We start from the raw sequence: 24,025 nt of genomic DNA on the forward strand, positions 1-24,025 counted from the left end.
CGACGACGTGCCGGAGCAGATGCAGGTCCGCCGCGAGAAGCGCGAGCGGATCCTCGCACGGGGCGACGAGCCGTACCCCGTCTCCGTCCCGCGCACGACGACGATCGCCGACGTCCGGGCCGCGTACGCGCACCTGGGGACCGGCGAGGAGACGCAGGACGAGGTCGGCGTCGCCGGCCGGGTCGTGTTCCTGCGCAACACCGGCAAGCTGTGCTTCGCCACGCTGCAGGACGGCGAGGGGAACCGCCTGCAGGTCATGCTCAGCCAGGCCGTCGTGGGCGAGGAGTCGCTCGCGGCGTTCAAGGCGGACGTCGACCTGGGCGACCACCTCTTCGCGCACGGCCGCGTCATCAGCTCGCGCCGCGGCGAGCTGAGCGTGTTCGCCGACGCGTGGCAGATCGCCGCGAAGGCGCTGCGGCCGCTCCCGGTGCTCCACAAGGAGCTCTCGGAGGAGGCGCGCGTGCGCCAGCGCTACGTCGACCTCATCGCGCGCCCGGCCGCCCGGGACACGGTGCGTCTGCGCGCCGCCGTCGTGCGCTCGATCCGCGAGAACTTCTGGGAGCGCGGTTTCGTCGAGGTCGAGACGCCGATGCTGCAGACGCGCCCGGAGGGCGCGGCGGCACGCCAGTTCGAGACGCACATGAATGCATTCGACATCGACCTGTTCCTGCGCATCGCCCCGGAGCTGTTCCTCAAGCGCGCGGCGGTCGGCGGTGTCGAGAAGGTGTTCGAGATCAACCGCAACTTCCGTAACGAGGGCGTCGACTCCACGCACTCGCCGGAATTCGCGATGCTCGAGGCGTACGAGGCCTACGGCGACTACGACACGATGGCCGTGCTCACGCAGAACCTCGTGCAGCGCGCCGCGCAGGACGCGCTCGGCACGACTCTCGTCACGCTCGCCGACGGCACGGAATACGACCTCGGCGGCGAATGGACGCAGCTGAAGATGTACGACTCGCTCTCGGACGCGCTGGGCGAGGCGATCACGCCCGAGACGTCGGTCGAGTCGCTGCGGAAGTACGCCGACACGTTCGAGCTCACCTTCGACCCGAAGAACGTCAACCACGGCAAGCTCGTCGAGGGCCTGTGGGAGCACCTGGTGGGCGACCACCTCGTCGCGCCGACGTTCGTGCGCGACTTCCCCGTCGAGACCTCCCCGCTCACGCGTGACCACCGGGCGGTGCGCGGCCAGGTCGAGAAGTGGGACCTGTACGTGCGCGGCGTCGAGCTCGCGACCGCGTACTCCGAGCTCGTGGACCCGGTGGTCCAGCGCCAGCGCTTCGAGGCGCAGGCGCTGCTCGCGGCCGCCGGCGACGAGGAGGCCATGCGCATCGACGAGGACTTCCTGACCGCGATGGAGTACGCGATGCCGCCGTCGGGCGGCATGGGCCTGGGCATCGACCGTCTGCTCATGGCGCTGACCGGCCTCGGCATCCGCGAGACCATCCTCTTCCCGCTCGTGAAGCCCGCGCAGTAGCGCGGCCGAGACCTAGGATCGACAGCATGGACATCTGGCCCACCGTCGCGGCGCTGATCCCCTCGATCGGCGTCGGCGTGCTCTTCTACGTCGCGATGCGCGCGATCGTGCGCGCCGACCGCAACGAGCGCGCCGCGCTCGCGCGCCTCGACGCGGAACAGGAATCGGCCGTCGACGGGAATGTCACGGCCTCGCGCGACTCCTGATTCCCGCACGGTGCCGCGCGCAAAGAGCGAGAAAATGACGTACCCGCGTCCAGGAATGGTGGGCGCCGTGCCGGGGCGACACGCGCCGGACAACGGCGTGGCCAATTGACGGTCCCGACTTTTCGATGGCATCCTGACGAGGACAATCATTCCTGTGAAGCGTGAGGTAACCACAGTGGCCCAGAAAGTCCAGGTAATTCTCGTCGACGACCTCGACGGGGGCGCGGCCGACGAGACCGTCACGTTCGCACTCGACGGCGTCTCCTACGAGATCGACCTCAGCACCAAGAATGCACAGGAGCTGCGCGACGCCTTCGCGTCGTGGGTCGGCAACGCGCGCAAGGTCTCGTCCCGCACGAGCACGGCCCGCCCCGCGCGCCGCAGCAGCCGCTCCGCCGGTTCCGCCCGCGCGACCGAGGTCCGCGAGTGGGCCCGCGCCAACGGCTACACGGTCAACGACCGTGGCCGCATCTCCCAGGAGATCCAGACGGCCTACGACGCCGCGCACTGACGCGACACCGCACGAGCACCGGAGCGCCCCGCCGACGAGCCCGTCGGCGGGGCGCTCTCGCGTCCACGGGCGTCGTCCCGCCGGCCCGGTGGTCGGCCGGTGCCGGAGGCACCCGCCCGGAGAACTAGGCTCGGGTCATGACCTCCGCGACCCGCGCTCTCTGGATCGGCACCTACCCGCACCCGGCGAACGGCGGTGCGGAGGGCGTGTGGCGCGTCGGGCTCGACGTCGACGCCGCGGCCGGGACGGGGTCGTTCGTGGGCGGGGTGCTGGCGGCCGAGACGCCGTCGCCGTCGTTCCTCGCGCTGGACGGCGACACCCTGTACGCGGTGGGGGAGACGCAGTCGGGCTCGGTGTCGGCGTTCGCCGTCGGGCCGGACGGCGGCCTCGCACCCCGGGGCGGGCCCGTCGCCACGGGCGGGACGTACCCGTGCCACGTGGCCGTGAGCGGCGACGTGCTCGTCGCGAACTACGGGGACGGCGTCCTCACGACCGTCGCGCGGGCGGCGGACGGCGCGCTCGCCACGGCGCCGGACGACGGCGCGGCCGTCCTCGTGCGCCGGCAGGGGCACGCGGGCGCGGGACCGGTCGCCGACCGCCAGGAGGGGCCGCACGCCCACTTCGTCGCCCCGCTCGCGCACCTCGGCGCGGCCGACGACGGCAGCGGCGACGTGCTCGTCGTCGACCTGGGCACCGACGAGCTGCGGCGCCACGACCCCGCTGCCCCGGACGGCGCGGCCCCCCGCGTCGTCGCGACCTTCCCGCCGGGGACCGGACCGCGCCACCTCGCCGCGCTCCGGTCGGGTCACCTCGTCGTGGTCGGCGAGCTCGACCCGGCCCTGTTCGTCCTCGCGCCGGTCGACGGCCCGGACGGCGTGCGCACGTACGACGTCGTCGCCCGCTACGACGTCACGCACGCCGCGCCGCCCGCCGGCGGCGGGAACTACCCCTCCCACGTCGCGGTCTCGGCGGACGGGTCGCGCGTCCTCGTCGCGGTGCGCGGTGCCGACGTGCTCGCCGTGCACGCCGTCGAGCCGGGGCACGACGGCGGGGTCCCCTCGCTGCGCCACCTCGCCGACTCTCCGGTAGGTGGCGCCTGGCCTCGACACTTCGCCGTGCTCGCCGGCCCCGCGGCGCCCGAGGAACCGCTGCACGACCTCGTCGTCGTCGCGAACCAGAACGACGACCCGCTCATCGAGCGTCCGGAAGCCGACTCCACGGCGGAGGAGCCGACGTCGAACCTCGCGCTCCTGCGCGTGCGTCGTTCGGACGGCGCCGCCCACGTGCTCGACGTGCTCGCGCTGCCGGCCCCGGCGTGCGTCGTGGAGGCCTGACCCGCCGTGACCGCGCTCGAGCTGCCGGAGGGCGTCTCCCCGGACCCGGCGACCCCGCTGCGGGTCGCGATGCTCTCCGTGCACACGTCGCCCCTCGACCAGCCGGGGACCGGCGACGCGGGCGGCATGAACGTGTACGTCACCGAGCTCGCGCACGCGCTCGCGCGCCGCGGCACGCAGGTCGAGATCTTCACGCGCGCCACGGCGTCGAGCCAGCCCCGCAAGGTCGAGGTGTCCGACGGCGTGACGGTGCGCCACGTCGTCGCCGGGCCCTTCGAGGGGCTCGACAAGAACGACCTGCCCGGCCAGCTCTGCGCCTTCACGGCGGGGGTGCTGCGCGCGGAGGCGCGGCACCACGAGGGCTGGTACGACGTCGTCCACACCCACTACTGGCTCTCCGGCCAGGTGGGCTGGCTCGCGGCCGACCGCTGGGACGTCCCGCTCGTGCACACCATGCACACGCTGGCGCGCGTGAAGAACGCCGCGCTCGCGCCGGGCGACGCGCCCGAGCCGCTCGGCCGGATCATCGGGGAGGAGCAGGTCGTCGCCGAGGCGGACGCGCTCGTCGCGAGCACCGACGCCGAGGCGGACGACCTCGTGCGCGACTACGCGGCCGACCCCGCGCGCGTGCACGTCGTGCCGCCGGGCGTCGACCTCGACCTGTTCTCCCCGGACCCCGGCGCGTCGGCGGGCGACGGCACCGCGCGGCGGGAGCGGCGCCGGGTGCTGCGCGCCGGGCTGGGGCTGCCCACCGACGGCGGCCTCGTGCTCTTCGCGGGCCGCGTGCAGCCGCTCAAGGGGCCGGACGTGCTCGTCCGGGCGCTCGGCGTCCTCGCCGAGCGCGGGGATCCCGTGCCGACGCTCGTCGTGCTGGGCGGCCCGAGCGGGCGCCCGACGGCCGTGCGCGAGCTCGAGGCGCTCGCCTACCAGGTCGGGGTGAGCGACCGGCTCGTCGTCCGCCCGCCGGTCCCGCGCGACGAGCTCGCGCGGTGGTACCGCGCTGCCGACGTCGTCGCCGTGCCGTCGCACAACGAGTCGTTCGGGCTCGTGGCGGCCGAGGCCGAGGCGAGCGGCACGCCCGTCGTCGCGGCCGCCGTCGGCGGGCTGAAGACCGTGGTCGAGGACCAGGTGTCCGGCGTCCTCGTCGCCGACCACGACCCCGTGACGTGGGCGCGCGTGCTCGGCGACCTGCTCGCCGACGACCAGCGCCTCGCCGCGCTCGGCGACGGCGCCCGGCGCGCCGGCGCGCGGTTCGGCTGGGACACCGCCGCGCTGCGCATGCTCGACGTCTACGCGCAGGCGCGCAAGGTGCGCGCGGCGCGCTGATGCCGCGCGCACCCCTCGCTGCGGGTCAGGCGTCCGGCGCGGCGCGCTCCAGGACCAGGACGGGGATCTCGCGCGACGTCTTCTCCTGGTAGTCCGCGTACGGCGGGTAGGCGGCGACCGCGCGCTCCCACCAGAGCGCCTTCTCCTCGCCGTGGACCTCGCGCGCGACGTAGTCGTGGCGCTCGGCCTCGTCCTGGAGCTCGACCTGCGGGTGCGCGAGGACGTTGTAGTACCAGACGGGGTGCTTCGGGGCGCCGCCCAGCGACGCGACGACCGCGTACACGCCGTTGTGCTCGACCCGCATGAGCGGCGTCTTGCGGACCTTGCCGGTCCGGCGCCCCAGGGTCGTGAGCACGACCACCGGCATCCCTTTCAGGGTCGTGCTGCGCGTCCCGCCGGACGACTCGTAGGACTCGGCCTGCTTGCGGGACCAGGCGCTCGGGCTGGGGGCGTACTCTCCGTCGATCGGCATGTCCGGGGCAACGTGCGCGACGCCCGCCCGATTCCCGGACCTTCGTCCCACGCCCGACGGCGACGGTCACCACCACGTGGGACGCGGGTGCCCGCGCGCCGGGCCGTGCGGCAGGATGGAACCCATGACCTACACCCTCGTGCTGCTCCGCCACGGCGAGAGCGAATGGAACGCCAAGAACCTGTTCACCGGCTGGGTGGACGTCGCCCTGTCGGAGAAGGGGACCGAGGAGGCGAAGCGCGGCGGTCAGCTCCTCACGGAGGCCGGCGTCCTGCCCGACGTCGTGCACACCTCGCTCCTGCGCCGCGCCATCACGACGGCGAACCTCGCGCTCGACGCCGCGGACCGCCACTGGATCCCGGTGAAGCGGTCGTGGCGCCTCAACGAGCGCCACTACGGTGCGCTGCAGGGCAAGAACAAGAAGCAGACGCTCGACGAGTTCGGCGAGGAGCAGTTCATGCTCTGGCGCCGCTCGTACGACGTCCCGCCGCCCGCGATCGAGCTGGGCTCCGAGTTCTCGCAGGACACGGACCCGCGCTACGCCGACGCGCCCGTCGTGCGCACCGAGTGCCTCAAGGACGTGCTCGAGCGCGCCCTGCCGTACTGGGACGGCGAGGTCGTGCCGGACCTGAAGGCGGGCAAGACCGTCCTCGTCGCGGCGCACGGCAACTCGCTGCGCGCGATCGTCAAGCACCTCGACGGCATCTCCGACGAGGACATCGCCGCGCTCAACATCCCGACCGGCATCCCGCTGCTCTACGAGCTCGACGAGGACCTCAAGCCGGTGACGAAGGGCGGCCGCTACCTCGACCCCGAGGCCGCCGCCGAGGCCGCCGCCGCGGTCGCCAACCAGGGCCGCTGACCGCCCGCACGCACAGACGACCGTGGCCCGTCCGGATCTCCCGGACGGGCCACGGTCGTCTGTGCGCAGGAACCGAGACGGCGAGGTAGATGACCGGCACCGAGGTAGAGCTCCGCGGGTCGTCCCTCGGGACCTGAGGCTCTACCTCGCGGCAGGGCCGTGGCGTTGTCGTCAGGCAGACGCGCGGGCGGAGCCGGCGGGGGTGCCGCGGTCGTCGGCGAAGTCGCCGGTGACGAGGTACGTCACGCGCTTGGCGATGGAGACGCCGTGGTCCCCGAAGCGCTCGTAGTAGCGGCCTACGAGCGTGACGTCGACGGTCTCCTGCGGGGTCCCCGTCCACGTGCCGTCGAGCAGCGCGGTGAAGGTGTCCTGGTGGAGCTTGTCGAGCAGGTCGTCGTCGCGCTCGATGTTCGCGGCGACGGTCAGGTCGCGCGTCGTGAGGAGCGTCGTCGTCCGGCGGGCGACGCGCACGGCGGCGTCGTGCATCTGCTCGAAGGTCCGGTGCAGGGACGGCTCGATCGCCCGGGCCGGGTAGCGGCCGCGCGCGACCTGCGCGATGTGCCGGGCGAGGTCGCCCATGCGCTCCAGGGTGGCGCTCATGCGCAGCGCGCTGACCACGACCCGCAGGTCGGTGGCCACGGGCTGCTGCTGCGCGAGGAGGAGCACGCAGCGCTCGTCGAGCTCGCGCTCGAGGGCGTCGATCGTGTGATCGTCGCCGATGACCGACTGCGCGAGCTGCAGGTCCGCCGTGAGGAGCGCCTGCCCCGCGCGGTTGACGGCCGACTCCACCAGCCGGCTCATCTCGGCCAGGTCGTCGCCGACCTGCTTCAGCTCGGCCTCGAAGATCTCCCGCATCGCTTCCCTCTCGTCGTGACCGGTCCGTCCGGTCCGTGACGGCGTGCGCCCCTGCGCGCCGGGCGGCGCCCGGGCACGCCGTCGGCTCCCGTCACGCTCGCAGGTGCGGTCGACCGGGCGGTGAACTCCAGGGCGCCGCCAGGTGAACTCTTGGCGGCTCACGCCCGTGGAGCGCCGGATCGACGGGTCGGGCGCGCGCGCGACCGTACGCTGGACGTGTGCAAGCCGAGAGTCTCATCGAGGGCGCGACCGTGCTGGCCGCCGGCGTCGTGGGCGTCGTCGTCGGCGTGATCGCGGCCATCGCGTTCCGTGTGAGCGAGCGCCAGCAGCGCGCCGCCCGGGTGGAGCCGACGCCCGAGCTCGACGAGGGTCTCGTCCGCGTGCTCGCCGTCCTGCGGTCCGCCGCCGTCGTGCTGGACGAGGAGGGCGAGGTCGTGCGGGCCAGCCCGCCGGCGTACGCGCTGGGCGTGGTGCGCGGCGACGCGGTCGCGCACGCGGCGATCCGGGACATGATCGACGACGTGCGCCGGGACGGCGTGATCCGCGACGAGGAGCTCGAGCTCCCGCGCGGGCCGGTCGGCCGGGGCACGGTCATGCTCCAGGTCCGCGTCGCCCAGGTGGGCCCCCAGCACATGCTCGTGCTCGCGGAGGACCGGACCGAGGCGCGGCGCGTCGAGGCGATCCGGCGCGACTTCGTCGTGAACGTGTCCCACGAGCTGAAGACGCCGGTCGGGGCGCTGGCGCTGCTCGCCGAGACGGTGCAGGACGCGGCCGACGACCCGGTGGCGGTGCGGCGGTTCTCCGCGCGCATGCAGTCGGAGGCGACGCGTCTGTCCGCGCTCGTGCAGGAGATCATCGAGCTCTCGCGGCTCCAGGTCGCGGGCGCGCTCCAGGAGGTCACGGTCGTGCCGGTGCGGGGCGTCGTCGAGGAGGCGGTGGACCGCGCGCGCACGACGGCGCAGGGCAAGGGCATCACGCTCACGACCGGGGGAGAGCTCGACGCCGCGGTGTACGGCGACCACAACCTGCTCGTCACCGCGGTGCGCAACCTCCTCGACAACGCGGTCGCCTACTCGGGCGAGAACACGCGCGTGGGGGTCGGCGTCTCGCTCGCGGGCGACCTGGTCGAGATCGCGGTCGTGGACCAGGGCATCGGCATCTCTGCCGACGAGCAGGCCCGCGTGTTCGAGCGGTTCTACCGCGTGGACCCCGCGCGCTCGCGCGACACCGGCGGGACGGGCCTCGGCCTGAGCATCGTCAAGCACGTCGCCGCCGACCACGGCGGCGAGGTCACCATGTGGTCCGAGCCGGGACGCGGCTCCACCTTCACGCTCCGGATCCCCGCGGCGGACGTGCCGGTCGACCGGGCGGACGCCGCGGCGTCGGGCACGACCCACGACGCTCCGGGGGACGAGGGCACGGCCGGGGCGGACCCCGGGACCGTGCAGCACGACGTGCGGTGGGCCGCGCAGGCCCCCGCACCCGACGACGTACAGAACAAGGAGGTAGGCGCGTGACGCGCATCCTGGTGGTGGAGGACGAGGAGTCGTACCGCGACCCGTTGACGTACCAGCTGCGGCGCGAGGGCTTCGACGTCGTCGAGGCGGCGACGGGCACCGAGGCGCTGGAGCGGTTCGACGCGGACGGGGCGGACCTGGTCCTGCTCGACCTCATGCTCCCCGGGCTCAGTGGCACCGAGGTGTGCCGCGAGCTGCGGCAGCGCGGCGACGTGCCCGTCATCATGCTCACGGCGAAGGACTCGGAGATCGACAAGGTCGTGGGCCTCGAGCTGGGTGCGGACGACTACGTGACGAAGCCGTACTCGTTCCGCGAGCTGCTCGCGCGCGTGCGCGCCGTGCTGCGCCGCAAGGGCGGGGAGAACGGGGGCGAGGTCGTCGCGGAGAGCGCGCTGGAGGTGGGTCCGGTGCGCATGGACGTCGAGCGGCACACGGTGAGCGTCGACGGCCAGGTCGTGCCGTTCCCGCTCAAGGAGTTCGAGCTCCTGGAGCTGCTGCTGCGCAACGCGGGGCGCGTGCTCACGCGCGGGCAGCTCATCGACCGGGTCTGGGGCACGGACTACGTGGGCGACACCAAGACGCTCGACGTCCACGTGAAGCGCATCCGGTCGAAGATCGAGCCCGAGCCGGCGAGCCCGCGCTACCTCCTCACGGTCCGCGGGCTCGGCTACAAGATCGCGGACGGCGTCGGCCAGTCCTGAGGAACGACCGCCCGGCACGGGCGCACGGCCGGACCGACGGCCCCGGCACGTCCTCTCCAGGACCGTGCCGGGGCCGTCTCCGTGTCCGCCCCAGCGCCCGTCCGGCGCCCGTCCCCGTGCCGTGCCCGTGCCCGTGCGACGTCGGCCCACCCCGCCCGGCGGGTGGCACGGAAGGTCTGTGCACTGTTCATCCCTCGTTCACCCGCTCTCGGGGAACGCGTCACCCGGCGCTCCTAGCGTCGGGCTCGTCACCGGCGCTCGCTGGTGCCACGAGACGCTTGAACAGGATGGAACGAAGAGTGAAGCTCAGCCGATTCTCCCGTGCTGGATCCGCCGTCGCGATCGGTGCGCTCGCGCTGACCCTCGCCGCCTGCGGGTCGGACGACCCCGTCGGCAGCGCCGACGGCGCCACCGACGGTTCCTCCGAGGGCTCGTCCGAGACCGCGAGCGACCTCAGCGGTGAGCTCAACGGTGCGGGCGCCAGCTCGCAGGAGTCCGCCATGGAGGCGTGGCGCGCCGGGTTCCAGAGCGCGAACCCCGACGTCACCGTGAACTACGACCCGGTCGGGTCCGGCGGCGGCCGCACCCAGTTCCTCGAGGGCGGCGTCGCGTTCGCCGGCTCGGACGCGGTGCTCAAGGAGGAGGAGATCACGCAGTCGCAGGCCGTGTGCGGCCCCGACGGCGCGATCGACCTCCCGGTCTACGTCAGCCCGATCGCCATCATCTACAACCTGCCGGACGTCGCGGAGCTCAACCTCGCGCCGGCCACGATCGCGGGCATCTTCAACGGCACCATCACGCAGTGGAACGCGCCGGAGATCGCCGCCGACAACCCCGACGCGACGCTCCCGGACCTCGCGATCACCCCGGTCCACCGCTCCGACGAGTCGGGCACGACCGAGAACTTCACCGAGTACCTCGCCGCGACGGCAGGCGACGCGTGGGGCCACGAGCCGAGCGGCGACTGGCCGACGCAGGGTGGCGAGTCCGCGCAGGGCACCTCGGGCGTCGTGCAGACCGTCCAGGGCGGCGAGGGCACGATCGGCTACGCCGACGCGTCGAAGGCCGGCGACCTCGGGACCGCGAAGATCAAGGTCGGCGAGGAGTGGGTCGCGTACTCGCCCGAGGCCGCGGCCAAGGTCGTCGACGCGTCGCCGCGCGTCGAGGGCCGCCACGACCACGACATCGCCGTCGAGCTGGACCGCACGACGACCGAGGCCGGTGCGTACCCGCTCGTGCTCGTCTCGTACGCGGTCGCGTGCCTGAACTACGAGGACGAGGCGACGGGCAACCTCGTCAAGGCGTTCCTCACCTACATCTCGAGCGAGGAGGGCCAGTCGGCCTCCGCGTCGGCCGCGGGCAACGCGCCGATCTCGGAGGACCTGCGCACGGACGTCCACGCGGCGATCGAGGCCATCACGGTCGGCGCCGCCGGCTGACGACCGCCGGGAACCAGGGGGCGGCGGGGCCTACGAGCCCCGCCGCCCCTGACCCGCGAGATCGCCCGCGACCCAGACCTCACGCAGCAGGACCGCATGCACCGGGAGCACGAGTGACCACCACAGCCCCACCCACGACGCCGGGCGCCACGCCGGGCCCGACGCCTCGCGCGGGAGCCCCGCGCCGCCGGGCCCGGAACACCGACCGCGGCGTCAACCGCGCGTTCCGCTGGACCGCGACGGGCGCCGGAGGGCTCATCCTCGCCGTCCTCGCCGCGGTCGCGATCTTCCTCGTGCTCCGCGCGTGGCCCGCGCTCACCGCGGGCGGGGACGTCCTCGGCGAGGAGGTGTCCTGGTTCCCGGAGGGTGCCTCGCTGCTGTCGTTCGTCGGTCCGCTGATCTTCGGCACGCTCCTCGCGGCCGCGCTGTCGCTCCTCCTCGCGACGCCGGTCGCGATGGGCATCGCGCTCTTCATCTCGCACTACGCGCCGCGCCGGCTCGCGTCGACCCTCGGGTACGTCGTCGACCTCCTCGCGGCGATCCCCAGCGTCGTCTACGGCCTGTGGGGCTCGCTCGTGCTCCCGCCGATCGTCGTCCCGGTGTGGTCGTGGCTCGCCGACACGTTCGGGTGGTTCCCGCTCTTCGCCGGCCCGGCCTCGCCGACCGGCCGCGTCCTGCTCACCGTCGCGCTCGTGCTCGCGGTGATGATCCTGCCGATCATCACCGCGGTGAGCCGCGAGGTGTTCCTCCAGACGCCGAAGCTCCACGAGGAGGCGGCGCTCGCGCTCGGCGCGACGCGCTGGGAGATGATCCGCACGGCGGTCATCCCGTTCGGGCGGTCGGGCGTCATCTCCGCCGCGATGCTCGGCCTCGGCCGCGCGCTCGGCGAGACGATGGCGGTGCTGATGATCCTCTCGCCCGGGCTCCTCTACTCGTTCAAGATCCTGCAGGCCGGGCAGCAGCAGACGATCGCTGCGAACATCGCGGCCGACTTCCCCGAGGCCAACCCCCTCGGGGTGAGCACCCTCATCGCGACGGGCCTCGCGCTGTTCCTCATCACCCTGCTCGTCAACATGGGCGCCCGCGCGATCGTCGCGCGGCGCAAGGACTTCTCGGGAGCCAACTGATGAGCGCCCTCAGCACCAGCCCCGCGCGCGGGGCCTCCGCCCCCGACCCGGAGCGCACCGCGTCCGTCCGCGCGCTCCTGCGCGGCGCGGACGCCGGCCGCCGTCGCAAGGACCGCACGATGACGGTCCTCATGTGGAGCGCGTTCGCCCTCGCGATGGTGCCGCTCGTGTCCGTCGCGTGGACCGTCGTCGTGCACGGCATGGAGCGGTTCGACGCCTACTTCCTCACGCACTCCATGCGCGGGGTGTTCGGGGGCATGGACGCGGGCGGCATCTACCACGCGGTCCTCGGCACGCTGCTCATCACGCTCGGCGCCGCGGTGATCTCGGTCCCCATCGGCCTGCTCGCGGCGATCTACCTCGTCGAGTACGGCCGCGGCCCGCTGGCCCGTGCGGTGACGTTCTTCGTCGACGTCATGACGGGCATCCCGTCGATCGTCGCCGGTCTCTTCGCCTACGCGCTCTTCGCCGTGGTCTTCGGTCCGGGGGTGCGCATGGGCATCGTCGGCTCCGTCGCGCTGTCCGTGCTCATGATCCCCGTCGTCGTGCGCTCGTGCGAGGAGATGCTCCGGCTCGTGCCCAACGAGCTGCGCGAGGCAGCCTACGCGCTCGGCGTGCCCAAGTGGCTCACCGTCGTGCGGGTCGTGCTGCGCACGTCGATCGCGGGCATCACGACCGGCGTCATGCTCGCCGTCGCGCGCGTCATCGGCGAGACCGCGCCGCTGCTCATCACCGTCGGCGTCGTCGACTCCATCAACGGCAACCTCTTCGAGGGCCGCATGATGACGCTGCCCGTGTACGTGTACCGGCAGTACAGCCAGGGCCTGGTGCCCTGCAGCAACGTCACCGACGTCGTGTGCATCCCCGACATCAACTACGACCGGGCCTGGGCGGCCGCCCTGACGCTGATCCTCATCGTCATGCTGCTCAACCTCGTCGGGCGACTCGTCACCCGCTGGTTCGCCCCCAAGACCCTCCGCTAGAACAGGACAGCTCCGATGGCACAGCGCATCGACGTCAAGGACCTCAACATCTACTACGGCGACTTCCTCGCCGTGCAGGACGTCGGCATGACGATCGACCCCAAGTCCGTGACCGCCTTCATCGGCCCGTCCGGGTGCGGCAAGTCGACGTTCCTGCGGACCCTCAACCGCATGCACGAGGTCATCCCCGGTGCGCGCGTCGAGGGCACGGTCGCCATGGAGGGCGTGGACCTCTACGGGGACGACGTCGACCCGGTCGCCGTGCGTCGCCAGGTCGGCATGGTCTTCCAGCGGCCGAACCCGTTCCCCACGATGTCCATCAAGGAGAACGTGCTCGCGGGGGTGAAGCTCAACAACAAGCGCATCTCGAAGTCCGACGCCGAGGACCTCGTCGAGTCGTCGCTGCGTGGCGCGAACCTGTGGAACGAGGTGAAGGACCGCCTCGACCGTCCGGGCTCGGGCCTGTCCGGCGGCCAGCAGCAGCGCCTGTGCATCGCGCGCGCCATCGCCGTCAAGCCCCAGGTGCTCCTCATGGACGAGCCGTGCTCGGCGCTCGACCCGATCTCCACGCTCGCGATCGAGGACCTCATCGCCGAGCTCAAGGACGAGTACACGATCGTCATCGTCACGCACAACATGCAGCAGGCGGCGCGCGTGAGCGACCGCACGGCGTTCTTCAACATCGCGGGCACCGGCAAGCCGGGGCGCCTCATCGAGATGGACGACACCGCGACGATGTTCTCCTCGCCCACCCAGCAGGCCACCGAGGACTACATCTCCGGCCGCTTCGGGTGACCTGAGCCGCACCGGGCCCAGCAGACGCGGTCTGCGCGGACTGCCCGGCCGGACCACGCACGACGGCGCCCCTCCCGGACCGGGAGGGGCGCCGTCGTGCGTGGGCGGGGGTCAGGACGCCGAGCCCTGGAGCGACCCCGTGACGTCGGTGCCGTCGGTGTCGATGACGCACTGGACCACGCGGTCGTCGACCGTGTTCCAGCCCTCCTCGCGCGGCGTGAAGGGCCAGAAGTAGTAGGCGGACTCGTCGTAGGACAGGCCGACGAACGCCTCGAACTCGCCGAGGCAGAAGTCCTCGGCGCTCGCCTGGACGGCCTCGTCGCCGGGGTAGTCCCCCTCGGGGAGCTCGGTCTCGGCGTAGACCTCGGCGTCGTGCGGCTCGGAGCACGGGACGACGGGCACGGACTCGACGTTCTCGCCGTCGGGCAGCTTCGACGTCACGATGCAGTCGCCGACCTGGATCGAGAAGACGTCGGCGTCCGACGCCTCGGTCACCTCGCCGCCGGGCTCGTCGCGCTGGGCCTCGGACGGCCCGGTGAGCTCGTCGAGGATCGCGCCGCAGCCCGAGGCGGTCAGGGCGAGCGCGACGGCGCTCACGACGAGGAGGAGCGGCCGACGGGTGGTGCGGGACAGGGTCACCTGGATTCCTTCGTGGACGTGCCCCGACCACGACGGTCAGGGCGGCACGCGAAGGCTAGCGCCCACCGGTGACACGGCCCGAGCCCATTTCCGGCCCGGGCCGGCACGTCACGGCAGCAGGTGCGCGTACTCCTCGAGGGTGCCGTCGAGGACGGGCAGCGACATGCCCTGCTCCTCGCCCGAGGTCACGCTGACCGTCACGGGCAGCACGCCGCCCGGGGCCGCGTCGACGCGGCCGATCTGCGCGTCGAACCCGTCCTCGGTCCCGAGGTAGACGGTCTCCCCGGCGGCGACGGGGATGGTCACCGGGTCGCCGCCCTCCGGCGTCACGTCGAACTCCACGTCCTCGGTCGAGTCGTTGGCGAACGCCCCGACGAGCGCGCCGGCCTCGCCGTCGGCGGCGCTCACGACGAGGAGGTTGAGGCCGCGCAGGTCGTCGGTGAGGTCGACGCGCAGGCCGTCCGACGGCGAGTAGGGGCGGTTCGTCTCGATGGGGGAGCACGCGGAGGCGACGGCCACGCTCGCGACCACGAGGGGGACGGCCCAGTAGCGCGCGCGGCCGGTCGCTCGGGACGCCGCACGGGTCGCTGCTCGGGGGGTCGGGATGCGGGTCACGTGCACTCCAGGGCTGCGAGAGGGGGGACTGGATTCCGCGCCCAGCCTAGTGCGTCGGGCGAGGCGGGGCGGCCGGAACCGGCTCTCCGGGAGCGTGGCGTGAGCGGCGTCACGCGGGGTCGCGCGCCCGCGTGGCGCGCGTGACGGCGGTCGGCGGGGCCCTGTGGCCCGCTCGGCGAGGTTCGTGAGGCGCGCTGACACGGCGCTGACCTGCGAAGACGCTGCTCCGGGGCGCTTGTCAAGGGGCTCAGGGGCTCGGATTTCCGGCCTTCCGCGTGGTAAGGTGGACCACCGCGAAAGGGGACATCTGCAGATGACGTTCACAGTAGGCGAGACCGTTGTCTACCCGCACCACGGAGCCGCACTGATCGAGGAGATCAAGACGCGCACCATCCGCGGAGAGGACAAGATCTACCTCAAGCTCAAGGTCGCGCAGGGCGACCTGACCATCGAAGTCCCAGCCGAGAACGTCGACCTCGTCGGCGTGCGTGACGTCGTCGGCCAGGAGGGTCTCGACCGCGTTTTCGAGGTGCTGCGTGCACCCTACACCGAGGAGCCGACCAACTGGTCGCGTCGGTACAAGGCGAACCTCGAGAAGCTGGCGTCGGGCGACGTGATCAAGGTGGCGGAGGTCGTGCGCGACCTGTCGCGCCGGGACGCCGACCGCGGCCTCTCGGCCGGCGAGAAGCGCATGCTCTCGAAGGCCCGGCAGATCCTCGTCTCGGAGCTCGCGCTGGCCGAGCACACCGAGGAGGAGAAGGCCGAGGCCATCCTCGACGAGGTGCTGGCCTCCTGACGTCCCGGGCCTCGGCCCGAGCGACAGACCACCGGGGAGGGCGCCGTCCGTGCGGACGGCGCCCTCCCCGTCGTCGTGCCCGGGTAGCGTGTGCCCGTGCCGACTCTTGCCGTCCTCACCGCCGCGGGCTCCGGGACCCGTCTCGGGCTCGACCTGCCCAAGGCCCTCGTCGAGCTCGACGGCCTGCCCCTGGTCGTCCAGGCGGCGCGCCGGCTGTGCGCGTCCGGGGCGGTCGACACGATCGTGGTCACGGCACCACCCGGCCTGCGGGAGCACGTCGCGGCGCTGCTCCGCGACGACCCGGCGGTCGACCGGCCCGTGCGGGTCGTCGACGGCGCGGGCACCCGCCAGGCCTCCGTCGCCGCGGGCCTGCGCGCGGGCCTGGACGCCGACGCGCCCGACGCCGGGACCGGGGGGCGCTCGGCCCCCGCGCAGCCCGCGGTCGACGTCGTGCTCGTCCACGACGCGGCGCGACCGCTCGCGCCGCCCGCCCTCGTCCGCCGCGTCGTCGAGGCCGTGCGGGCGGGCCACGGCGCCGTCGTCCCGGGGCTGCCGGTCACGGACACGATCAAGCGCGTGACGGCCGCACGGGCGGGCGACCCGTCCCGCGCGGAACCCGTCGCCGAGACCGTGGACCGGGCGGCCCTGCGCGCGGTGCAGACCCCGCAGGGGTTCGACCGGGCGCTCCTGGTCCGGGCGCACGAGGCCGCGACCCACCGGGCGGACGACGAGCGGTCCGCCGCGACCGACGACGCCGGACTCGTCGAGGCGCTCGGGCTCCCCGTCCACGTCGTGCCCGGAGACGCCGCCGCCGCCAAGATCACCACCGCCCACGACCTGCGCGTCGCCGCGCTGACCCTCCGGGAGGACCGATGACGACCCCCGCCGAGCACGCCGAGGTCGCGCCGCACCGCGCCCCCGTGGCCCCGCTGCCGCGCACGGGGGTCGGCGTCGACGTGCACGCGTTCGCCCCCGAGGGCGAGGAGCGCGAGCTGTGGCTCGGCGGGCTGCTCTGGCCGGGCGAGCGCGGCCTCGCCGGGCACTCGGACGCGGACGTCGCCGCGCACGCCGCCGCGGACGCGCTGTTCTCGGCGACGGGGCTCGGCGACCTGGGGTCGAACTTCGGCACGAGCGCGCCCGAGTGGGCCGGGGCGAGCGGGTCGCGCCTCCTCGCCGAGGCGGCCCGCCGGGTCCGGGCCGCGGGGTTCGAGATCGGGAACGTGGCCGTCCAGGTCATCGGCAACCGACCGCGCCTCGGGCCCCGCCGCGCCGAGGCGGAGGCGGCCCTCGGGGCGGCCGCGGGAGCCCCGGTGACGCTCACGGCCACGACGACCGACGGTCTGGGACTCACGGGCCGCGGGGAGGGCGTCGCGGCCGTCGCGACGGCCCTCGTCGTCGCCGTCGGGACGCCCGCGTGACCTCAGCCCGTGGGGGCGAGCCGCACGCTCTCGAGGACGGCGCGCGCCTGCGCGGCGCCGTCGGCGTCGGCCTCGGCGTACGAGGCGGTGAGGTCGACGACCCACGCGTCGGGCCCGTCGCCCGTCCGGACCGCCAGGATCTCCTGCGCGACGACGGCCCCGCCCGTCTCGTACGTGCCCGCGACCCGGAAGGCGGGGAGCTCGCCGAGGGTCGTCGGGCCCTGGCCGTCGACCCCCGGGGCCCAGCCGGGGATCGCGCTGACGGCCGCCGCGGTCGCGGCGCCGGCCTCCTCCAGCGTCGACGCGGACTGCTCGCCCGTCACGACGACGTTCGCCCGGAACTCCTCCGGGCCCGTCCCGCTCGGCGCGCGCAGCACGAACGCCCCGTCGCGGGTGACGCGCTCCCAGCCCGGGGGAGCGGTGACCTGGACCGGGACCTCGGGGACGTCGTAGGTGACCGGCGCGTCGTCGCCCCCGGTGTCCGCGGGACCGCCGCAGCCCGTGAGGACGAGCACCGCGGTCACCGGGACCACGAGGGGCGCGGCGGTCCAGGAGGTGCGGGGGTGGCGCGGTCGGGGCACGGTCGTCCTTCGTCGGGAGCGGGCATGACGGGCTGGGTGGGCCCGGCTCGCCATTCTCGCCTTCCGGCGTCCCGGGTGCCAGGCCCACGAGCAGACACTACGATCGCTGAGAGCGCATCGATGTGTTTGACTTTCCCAAGAACGACACATGGGATGAATCGCACATGAACCGAATGTCCGTCGAAGAACGCCGGGCCCAGCTCGTCGACGCGGCGATGACCATCGCCGTCCGCGAGGGCGTCGAGGCCGTCACGATCCGTGGCGTCGCGGCCGAGGCCGGCGTCTCTCTCGGCGTCGTGCACTACTGCTTCGAGGACAAGGACGAGCTCCTCCAGGCGATGGGCAACAGCCTCGCGCTCGTCGCGTCCGAGCCGGTGCGCGCCGCCCTCGACGTCGACGGCGACGTCGTGGAGCTCGCGCACGCCGCTGCCGACGGCCTGTGGAGCGGGCTCACGCCGCGCCGGCACATGCGCCTCCTCACGTTCGAGTTCGCGACGGCGGGCGTGCGCAGCCGCGCGCTGCGCTCCGTGGCGCACACGCACCTGGAGCAGACGTGGGCGATGACCCGCGGATTCCTCGAGAACGTCGCCGAGCGCGGGAACGTCACCTACTCGATGGACATGGGCTTCCTCTCGCGCATCGTCGCCGGGTACATCGACGGCATCGAGATCGCCTGGCTCGTCGAGCAGGACGACGAGACCGCGGTCCGCAGCTTCCACGCGCTCGCCGAGTACGTGCTGTCGCTCATGGTCCGACCGGACGGGTCGCCCGTGCGCGAGCACGGCCCGGAGCCCGTCGCCTGACCGCCGCGCCCGTCGGCCGCGCGAGCGGTCAGCCGCGCGCGGCCGCTCCCGGCGCACGCCCGAGCACCCGGTCCGTGTACGCGTTCGCGAAGACCCCGTCGGGGTCCGCCGCGTCGCGGACCGCCACGGCGTCGTCGAACCGGGGGTAGAGCTCGCGGAACCGTTCGGCGTCGAGCCCGTGCAGCTTGCCCCAGTGGGGACGTCCCCCGACCTCGGCGACGATGCGCTCGACGGCGTCGAAGTACCGCGCGTGCGGCAGCCGGGCGTACTGGTGCACCGCCACGTACGCGGTCTCGCGACCGTGCGCGGTGGACAGCCAGACGTCGTCGGGCGCCGCGAACCGGACCTCGACGGGGAACGGCACGTGCTCGCCGGACCGGTTCAGCCAGCCGTCGATGCTCGCCAGGACGTCGACCAGGCGCTCGCGCGGCACCGCGTACTCCATCTCGCGGAACCGGACGCGGCGCGAGGTGACGAAGACCTGGTGCGACGGCGCGACGTAGGTCCGCGGCGCGAGCGCACGGGCCGAGACGGCGTTGAGCCGCGGGGTCACGCGCGGCACCGCGGTGGCGAGCCGGTTGACGAGCTCGAACGCGCCGTTCGACAACAGCTCCTCGTCGACCCACGTGCGCGCCCGCGCGACGGGCCCGGGGCCGGACGTCCGCAGCCGCTCGAGCTCCGCCGCCTCGTCGTCGGGCGCGAGCCGGTTGTTGCGCTTGGTCAGCGCCCGACGCGTGTGGGGGAACCAGTAGAACTCGAAGTGGTCGTTGCCCCCGACGAGCCCGTCGGGGTCGTCCGGCGTGCCGAGGCCCTCCAGCACGCGGTCCAGCGGCCACGGCTCCTCCTGCGCGCGGAGCAGGAACGCCGGCACGACCTCGAGCGTCACCGCGGACAGGACGCCGGTGACGCCGAGCCCCAGGCGGCTCACCTCGAAGAGGTCGGGGTCCTGCGTCGCGGACGCCTCGCGGACCTCGCCGTCGGCCCCGACGACGCGGACGCCGCGCACCTGGGTGGCGAGCCCGCCGAGCCCGGCGCCGGTCCCGTGCGTGCCCGTCGAGATCGCGCCGGCGATCGACTGCCGGTCGATGTCGCCGAGGTTGCGCATGGCGAGGCCCGCGGCCGCGAGGGCCTCGTTGAGCCGGTGCAGGCGGATGCCCGCCCCCACGGTCACGAGGATCGCGTCGGCGTCGGCCCCACCGGGCGCGCCCGTGCCGCGGGTGATGCGCTCGACGAGCCCGATGCGGTCCAGGTCGAGCAGGAGCCCGTCGGTGACGGCCGCGGGGGTGAACGAGTGGCCCGCGCCGACGGCGCGCACCGGCATCCCGTCCGCGGCGGCACGGGCGACGAGCTCGCCCAGCTCCGCCTCGTCGCGCGGGGAGGCCCGGCGGCGCGGGGTCGCGGAGGCCGTGCGGGCCCAGTTGGTCCAGGAGAGGGCGTCGTCGCTGCTCACAGGTCGTACTGTCTCACGCTCCCCGCGTGGCGTACGTTCTCCCCATGACGACCGACGCGGCGCCCGGACCGGGCTCGGGGACGAGGACGGGGACGGCCGGCCCTGCCGGGGGCGAGCGCGGGGCGACGCCGTCGCTGCTCGCCCGGTTGACGCGCGCCACCGCGGACCTCGACGGTCCGCTCGCCGTCGTCGACCTCGACCGGTTCGACGCCAACGCCGACGAGCTCCTGGCCCGCGCCGGAGGCGTGCCCGTGCGCGTCGCGTCGAAGTCGGTCCGCGTCCGCTCGCTCGTGACGCGCGCCGGCGAGCGCGGCTTCCGGGGCGTCATGGCGTTCTCGGTCCGCGAGGCGCTGTGGCTCGTCGACGCGGGCGTCCGCGACGTCCTCGTGGGATACCCGTCCGTGGACCGCGGCGCGCTCGCGGCGCTGGCGCGGCACGAGGCCGGGCGGCGCGAGATCACGCTCATGGTCGACGACGCGGCGCACCTCGAGCTCGTGCGGCACGCGCTCGCGGAGGCGGGCACGGGCGACGCGCCGCCCGTGCGCGTGTGCCTCGACGTGGACGCCTCGCTGCGGGTCGGGCTCGGGCTCGTCACGGTCCACCTCGGCACGCGGCGCTCGCCGCTGCACGACCCCCCGGACGTCGCGTCGCTCGCCGCCCGGGTCGTCTCGACGCCCGGGCTCTCGCTGCGCGGCCTGATGTTCTACGAGGCGCAGGTCGCGGGCATGCCCGACTCGAGCCTCGCCGTCCGTGCGGTCAAGCGGCTCTCGGTGCTCGAGCTGGGCGAGCGCCGGGGCGAGGTCGTCGCCGCGGTGCGCGACGTCGTCGGGCACGACCTCGAGCTCGTGAACTCCGGCGGCACCGGGTCGCTCGAGACATCGTCCGCGGACGGCGTCGTCACGGAGGTCACCGCGGGGTCGGGGCTCTACGTGCCCGGGCTGTTCGACGAGTACCGCTCCTTCCGTCCGCGCCCCTCGGCGTTCTTCGGCCTCGACGTGGTGCGCGTCCCCGCGCCCGGGTGGGCGACCGCGTTCGGCGGCGGGTACGTCGCGTCCGGCCCCGCGTCGCGCAGCCGCCTGCCGCGCGTCGCGACGCCCGGCTGGTCGCTCACGGGGCGCGAGGGCGCGGGCGAGGTCCAGACGCCGCTGCACCGGACCCGGGGCGTCGCGGGTGCCCCGGAGCTGGGCGTGGGCGACCGCGTCTGGTTCCGGCACGGCAAGGCGGGGGAGGCGATGGAGCGGTTCGACCGCGTGCACCTCGTGCGCGGGGACGAGGTGGTCGACGTCGTGCCCACGTACCGCGGCGAGGGCAAGAACTTCGGCTGACCGGCGCCGGTCGGGGCTGCACCGGGTTCGGCCGCGAGACCTGCCCGTGCCGCTTCGGCCGTGGTGGTGCGTCCCCGGTACCCTTGCGGACGTGACTCTTCGCCTGTTCGACACCGCCACGCGGGACGTGCGCGACTTCGTGCCCCTGACTCCGGGCGAGGTCGGCATCTACCTGTGTGGCGCGACCGTCCAGGCGGCCCCTCACATCGGCCACATGCGCTCGGCCGTCGCGTTCGACGTGCTCGTGCGCTGGCTGCGGCGCGGCGGGTCGCGCGTGACGCTCATCCGCAACGTCACCGACATCGACGACAAGATCCTCGTGAAGTCCGCCGACGCGGGCGAGCCGTGGTGGGCCTGGGCCGCGACGTACGAGCGCGCGTTCACCGCCGCGTACGACGCGCTGGGCGTCCTGCCGCCCACGTACGAGCCGCGCGCGACCGGGCACGTGCCGGACATGGTCGAGCTCATGGAGCGCCTCGTGGAGCGCGGGCACGCGTACACCACCGGCGCCGGCGACGTGTGGTTCGACGTGCGGTCGTGGTCCGAGTACGGCTCGCTCACCAACCAGCGCCTCGAGGACCTCAACCCCGTGCCCGACGACGTCCCCGCGGACGCGGAGGAGGCCGCCGCCAAGCGCGACCCGCGCGACTTCGCGCTGTGGAAGGCGCCCAAGGAGGGCGAGCCCGAGACGGCGTCGTGGCCGACGCCGTTCGGTCGCGGGCGCCCCGGCTGGCACCTCGAGTGCTCCGCGATGGCGCGCCGGTACCTCGGCGACACGTTCGACATCCACGGCGGCGGGCTCGACCTGCGCTTCCCGCACCACGAGAACGAGCAGGCGCAGTCGCGCGCCGCGGGCTACGGGTTCGCGCGGCACTGGCTGCACAGCGCGTGGGTCACGCAGGGCGGCGCCAAGATGAGCAAGTCGCTCGGCAACGGGCTGCTCGTGCGCGAGGTCCTCGCGACCACGAGCCCGGCCGTGCTGCGCTACGCCCTCGCCTCCGTGCAGTACCGCTCGATGCTCGAGTGGACGCCCGCGACGGTCGTCGAGGCCGAGGCCACGTGGGAGCGGCTCGCCGGGTTCGTCGAGCGCGCGACCGAGCGCGTGGGCGACGTCGGCGACGTGACCGAGGCCGAGCTGCCGACCGCGTTCACCGCGGCCATGGACGACGACCTCAACGTCCCGGCGGCGCTCGCCGTCGTGCACGAGCACCTGCGGGCGGGGAACGCGGCGCTCGCCGACCGCACGACGGCCGCGGACGCCGTCGCGCGGCACCACCTCGTCGCGGTGCGGGCGATGCTCGACGTCCTGGGCCTCGACCCGGCCGACGCCCAGTGGGCCGACCGCGGGGACTCGCGCTACGCGGCGGTGCTCGACGCCGTCGTCGGCGCGGAGCTCGCGGCCCGCGCCGAGGCCCGCGCGGCGCGCGACTTCGCGACCGCCGACGCGATCCGCGACCGCCTCGCCGCGGCGGGCGTCGCGGTCGAGGACTCGGCCGACGGCGCGCGCTGGACCCTCACCTGACGACCGTCCCCGCGAGGTGGAGGCTGGGTACCACGAGGGAGAGGCGTGGTCGTGACCAGGCCTCTCCCTCGGCGGACCACGGCTCTCCCTCGGCGGGTGTCTGAGGGACACTGGACCCGGTGGCGCACCGGCGCCCGCTCGCACGAACCGACCGACCTGACCGACCGGACCGGTGTCGATCCACCTGACCGACACCGACCGACCTGACCACGACACGACGGGTACTCCCATGGCTGGCAACTCACAACGACGCGGCGCGACCCGCAAGCCCGGCAGCAAGAAGGGCGCGACCGTCGGCTCCGGCGGGCAGCGGCGCAAGGGCCTCGAGGGCCGCGGGCCGACGCCGAAGGCCGAGGACCGCGTCTACCACGCGGCGCACAAGCGCAAGGTCGCCGAGGAGAAGCGCGCGGCGACCGGGCGCGGGGGCGCCTCGCGGGGTGGCGGCGCCAAGGGCGGAGCCTCCCGGGGCGGCGGGCCGAAGGGGCGCGGCTCGGTGCAGGAGGTCGTCGCGGGGCGCAACTCCGTGCTCGAGGCGCTGCGCGCGCGCATCCCCGTCGAGGTCGTCTACCTCGCGTCGCGCCTCGACGCCGACGACCGGACCCGCGAGATCGTCGACATCGTCGCGGGCCGCGGCTACGACCTCCTCGAGGTCGGCAAGCCGGAGCTCGACCGCCTCACCGACGGCGCCGTCCACCAGGGCGTCGCGATCAAGGTGCCGCCGTACGAGTACGCCGACGTCGACGACCTGCTCGACGCGGCCGAGGCGACGGGTCGTCCGCCGCTGGTCGTCGCGCTCGACGGCGTGACGGACCCCCGCAACCTCGGCGCCGTGCTGCGCTCCGCGGGGGCGTTCGGGGCGCACGGCGTGCTCGTCCCCGAGCGTCGCGCCGCGGGCGTCACGGCGTCCGCGTGGAAGGTCTCGGCCGGCGCGGCCGCCCGGGTGCCCGTCGCGCGCGCGACCAATCTGGTCCGCGCCCTCGGTGAGCTCAAGAAGGCGGGCTGCTTCGTCGTCGGTCTCGACGCCGGCGGGGAGACGGCGATCGGCGACCTCCAGCTCGCGACCGAGCCGCTCGTCGTCGTCGCCGGGTCCGAGGGCAAGGGGCTCTCGCGCCTCGTGCGCGAGGCGTGCGACGTCGTCGCGTCCATCCCCATCGGGTCGGACACCGAGTCGCTCAACGCCGCCGTCGCGACGGGCATCTCGCTCTACGAGGTCGCGCGCCTGCGCCGCGAGGCCTGACGGCCGCTCGACCTGTCAGCGCCCCACCGGT

General features: G+C 74.1%; 25 protein-coding genes. 19 read left to right on the forward strand and 6 right to left on the reverse strand.

Annotated features, from left to right (window positions below):
* Positions 1–19 precede the first annotated feature (19 nt).
* The 5 genes from lysS to mshA all read left to right on the forward strand — a co-directional run bounded on the left by lysS (position 20) and on the right by mshA (position 4,857).
* A complete protein-coding gene (gene lysS / locus ABRQ22_RS02415) occupies positions 20–1,480 on the forward strand; it encodes a lysine--tRNA ligase (RefSeq protein WP_353709489.1) in 1,461 nt (486 codons plus the stop codon).
* A 26-nt stretch (positions 1,481–1,506) separates the two neighbouring features.
* Positions 1,507–1,686, forward strand: coding sequence for a hypothetical protein (locus ABRQ22_RS02420; protein ID WP_253052580.1), 180 nt, complete (start codon positions 1,507–1,509; stop codon positions 1,684–1,686).
* A 175-nt stretch (positions 1,687–1,861) separates the two neighbouring features.
* Positions 1,862–2,197, forward strand: a complete 336-nt coding sequence (locus ABRQ22_RS02425) for an Lsr2 family protein (RefSeq protein ID WP_253052582.1) — start codon at positions 1,862–1,864, stop codon at positions 2,195–2,197.
* A 137-nt stretch (positions 2,198–2,334) separates the two neighbouring features.
* On the forward strand, positions 2,335–3,531 hold the full coding sequence (locus tag ABRQ22_RS02430; protein WP_353708449.1) for a beta-propeller fold lactonase family protein: 1,197 nt from the start codon (positions 2,335–2,337) through the stop codon (positions 3,529–3,531).
* A gap of 69 nt (positions 3,532–3,600) precedes the next feature.
* Positions 3,601–4,857, forward strand: coding sequence for a D-inositol-3-phosphate glycosyltransferase (gene mshA / locus ABRQ22_RS02435; protein WP_353709490.1), 1,257 nt, complete (start codon positions 3,601–3,603; stop codon positions 4,855–4,857).
* 25 nt (positions 4,858–4,882) lie between these two features.
* Here the strand turns inward: mshA and ABRQ22_RS02440 are convergent, their stop codons facing one another.
* Entirely contained in the window at positions 4,883–5,329 is a 447-nt protein-coding gene (locus tag ABRQ22_RS02440; RefSeq protein ID WP_353708450.1) for a nitroreductase family deazaflavin-dependent oxidoreductase, read from the reverse strand.
* Positions 5,330–5,453: 124 nt separating this feature from the next.
* On the opposite strand from ABRQ22_RS02440, the gene ABRQ22_RS02445 reads away from it, so the two are divergent.
* Complete coding sequence (locus ABRQ22_RS02445; protein WP_253052588.1) at positions 5,454–6,191, forward strand: phosphoglyceromutase; 738 nt, start codon at positions 5,454–5,456, stop codon at positions 6,189–6,191.
* A 171-nt stretch (positions 6,192–6,362) separates the two neighbouring features.
* Here ABRQ22_RS02445 and phoU read toward each other — a convergent pair whose 3' ends face one another.
* Positions 6,363–7,046, reverse strand: a complete 684-nt coding sequence (gene phoU, locus ABRQ22_RS02450) for a phosphate signaling complex protein PhoU (RefSeq protein WP_053370239.1) — start codon at positions 7,044–7,046, stop codon at positions 6,363–6,365.
* Positions 7,047–7,264: 218 nt separating this feature from the next.
* Between phoU and ABRQ22_RS02455 the strand changes: the two genes are divergently transcribed.
* The 6 genes from ABRQ22_RS02455 to pstB all read left to right on the forward strand — a co-directional run bounded on the left by ABRQ22_RS02455 (position 7,265) and on the right by pstB (position 13,608).
* Positions 7,265–8,563 carry an ATP-binding protein gene (locus ABRQ22_RS02455; RefSeq protein ID WP_353708451.1) on the forward strand — a complete coding sequence of 433 codons (1,299 nt, stop codon included), beginning with the start codon at positions 7,265–7,267 and terminating at the stop codon, positions 8,561–8,563.
* Positions 8,560–9,264, forward strand: coding sequence for a response regulator transcription factor (locus ABRQ22_RS02460; protein ID WP_253052592.1), 705 nt, complete (start codon positions 8,560–8,562; stop codon positions 9,262–9,264). Before ABRQ22_RS02455 ends, ABRQ22_RS02460 begins: the two co-directional genes overlap by 4 nt.
* A gap of 299 nt (positions 9,265–9,563) precedes the next feature.
* Positions 9,564–10,703, forward strand: coding sequence for a phosphate ABC transporter substrate-binding protein PstS (gene pstS / locus ABRQ22_RS02465; protein WP_253052594.1), 1,140 nt, complete (start codon positions 9,564–9,566; stop codon positions 10,701–10,703).
* Positions 10,704–10,816: 113 nt separating this feature from the next.
* Positions 10,817–11,830, forward strand: a complete 1,014-nt coding sequence (pstC, locus tag ABRQ22_RS02470; RefSeq protein ID WP_253052596.1) for a phosphate ABC transporter permease subunit PstC — start codon at positions 10,817–10,819, stop codon at positions 11,828–11,830.
* Positions 11,830–12,813: a phosphate ABC transporter permease PstA gene (gene pstA, locus ABRQ22_RS02475; RefSeq protein ID WP_353708452.1), complete on the forward strand. Its 984-nt coding sequence runs from the start codon at positions 11,830–11,832 to the stop codon at positions 12,811–12,813. Before pstC ends, pstA begins: the two co-directional genes overlap by 1 nt.
* A gap of 15 nt (positions 12,814–12,828) precedes the next feature.
* Positions 12,829–13,608, forward strand: a complete 780-nt coding sequence (pstB, locus tag ABRQ22_RS02480) for a phosphate ABC transporter ATP-binding protein PstB (protein WP_047233890.1) — start codon at positions 12,829–12,831, stop codon at positions 13,606–13,608.
* Positions 13,609–13,719: 111 nt separating this feature from the next.
* Here the strand turns inward: pstB and ABRQ22_RS02485 are convergent, their stop codons facing one another.
* Both ABRQ22_RS02485 and ABRQ22_RS02490 read right to left on the reverse strand, forming a co-directional pair.
* Positions 13,720–14,247 carry a septum formation family protein gene (locus ABRQ22_RS02485; RefSeq protein WP_253052600.1) on the reverse strand — a complete coding sequence of 176 codons (528 nt, stop codon included), beginning with the start codon at positions 14,245–14,247 and terminating at the stop codon, positions 13,720–13,722.
* Positions 14,248–14,355: 108 nt separating this feature from the next.
* On the reverse strand, positions 14,356–14,862 hold the full coding sequence (locus tag ABRQ22_RS02490; protein WP_353708453.1) for a hypothetical protein: 507 nt from the start codon (positions 14,860–14,862) through the stop codon (positions 14,356–14,358).
* 313 nt (positions 14,863–15,175) lie between these two features.
* Here ABRQ22_RS02490 and ABRQ22_RS02495 point away from each other — a divergent pair, with 313 nt between their 5' ends.
* The 3 genes from ABRQ22_RS02495 to ispF all read left to right on the forward strand — a co-directional run bounded on the left by ABRQ22_RS02495 (position 15,176) and on the right by ispF (position 17,076).
* The gene (locus ABRQ22_RS02495) at positions 15,176–15,658 is read left to right on the forward strand and encodes a CarD family transcriptional regulator (RefSeq protein ID WP_024841917.1); all 483 of its coding nucleotides are present in this window, start codon (positions 15,176–15,178) and stop codon (positions 15,656–15,658) included.
* A gap of 96 nt (positions 15,659–15,754) precedes the next feature.
* Positions 15,755–16,534 carry an IspD/TarI family cytidylyltransferase gene (locus ABRQ22_RS02500; protein WP_353708454.1) on the forward strand — a complete coding sequence of 260 codons (780 nt, stop codon included), beginning with the start codon at positions 15,755–15,757 and terminating at the stop codon, positions 16,532–16,534.
* Positions 16,531–17,076, forward strand: coding sequence for a 2-C-methyl-D-erythritol 2,4-cyclodiphosphate synthase (gene ispF, locus ABRQ22_RS02505; RefSeq protein ID WP_353708455.1), 546 nt, complete (start codon positions 16,531–16,533; stop codon positions 17,074–17,076). Before ABRQ22_RS02500 ends, ispF begins: the two co-directional genes overlap by 4 nt.
* A 2-nt stretch (positions 17,077–17,078) precedes the next feature.
* On the opposite strand, the gene ABRQ22_RS02510 is transcribed toward ispF, so the two are convergent.
* On the reverse strand, positions 17,079–17,657 hold the full coding sequence (locus ABRQ22_RS02510; RefSeq protein WP_353708456.1) for an LpqN/LpqT family lipoprotein: 579 nt from the start codon (positions 17,655–17,657) through the stop codon (positions 17,079–17,081).
* Positions 17,658–17,821: 164 nt separating this feature from the next.
* Between ABRQ22_RS02510 and ABRQ22_RS02515 the strand changes: the two genes are divergently transcribed.
* On the forward strand, positions 17,822–18,460 hold the full coding sequence (locus ABRQ22_RS02515) for a TetR family transcriptional regulator (RefSeq protein WP_253052610.1): 639 nt from the start codon (positions 17,822–17,824) through the stop codon (positions 18,458–18,460).
* 28 nt (positions 18,461–18,488) lie between these two features.
* On the opposite strand, the gene ABRQ22_RS02520 is transcribed toward ABRQ22_RS02515, so the two are convergent.
* Positions 18,489–19,910 (reverse strand): D-arabinono-1,4-lactone oxidase, encoded by a 1,422-nt coding sequence (locus tag ABRQ22_RS02520; RefSeq protein WP_353708457.1) that lies wholly within the window; start codon positions 19,908–19,910, stop codon positions 18,489–18,491.
* 44 nt (positions 19,911–19,954) lie between these two features.
* Between ABRQ22_RS02520 and ABRQ22_RS02525 the strand changes: the two genes are divergently transcribed.
* From ABRQ22_RS02525 to rlmB, 3 genes are all read left to right on the forward strand, one after another.
* Positions 19,955–21,235 (forward strand): alanine racemase, encoded by a 1,281-nt coding sequence (locus ABRQ22_RS02525; protein ID WP_353708458.1) that lies wholly within the window; start codon positions 19,955–19,957, stop codon positions 21,233–21,235.
* Positions 21,236–21,326: 91 nt separating this feature from the next.
* A complete protein-coding gene (cysS, locus tag ABRQ22_RS02530; protein ID WP_353708459.1) occupies positions 21,327–22,757 on the forward strand; it encodes a cysteine--tRNA ligase in 1,431 nt (476 codons plus the stop codon).
* 229 nt (positions 22,758–22,986) lie between these two features.
* On the forward strand, positions 22,987–23,994 hold the full coding sequence (gene rlmB, locus ABRQ22_RS02535) for a 23S rRNA (guanosine(2251)-2'-O)-methyltransferase RlmB (protein WP_353708460.1): 1,008 nt from the start codon (positions 22,987–22,989) through the stop codon (positions 23,992–23,994).
* Positions 23,995–24,025 lie beyond the last annotated feature (31 nt).

The sequence above is a fragment of the Cellulosimicrobium sp. ES-005 genome (assembly GCF_040448685.1).
Classification (GTDB): Bacteria; Actinomycetota; Actinomycetes; order Actinomycetales; family Cellulomonadaceae; genus Cellulosimicrobium; species Cellulosimicrobium cellulans_G.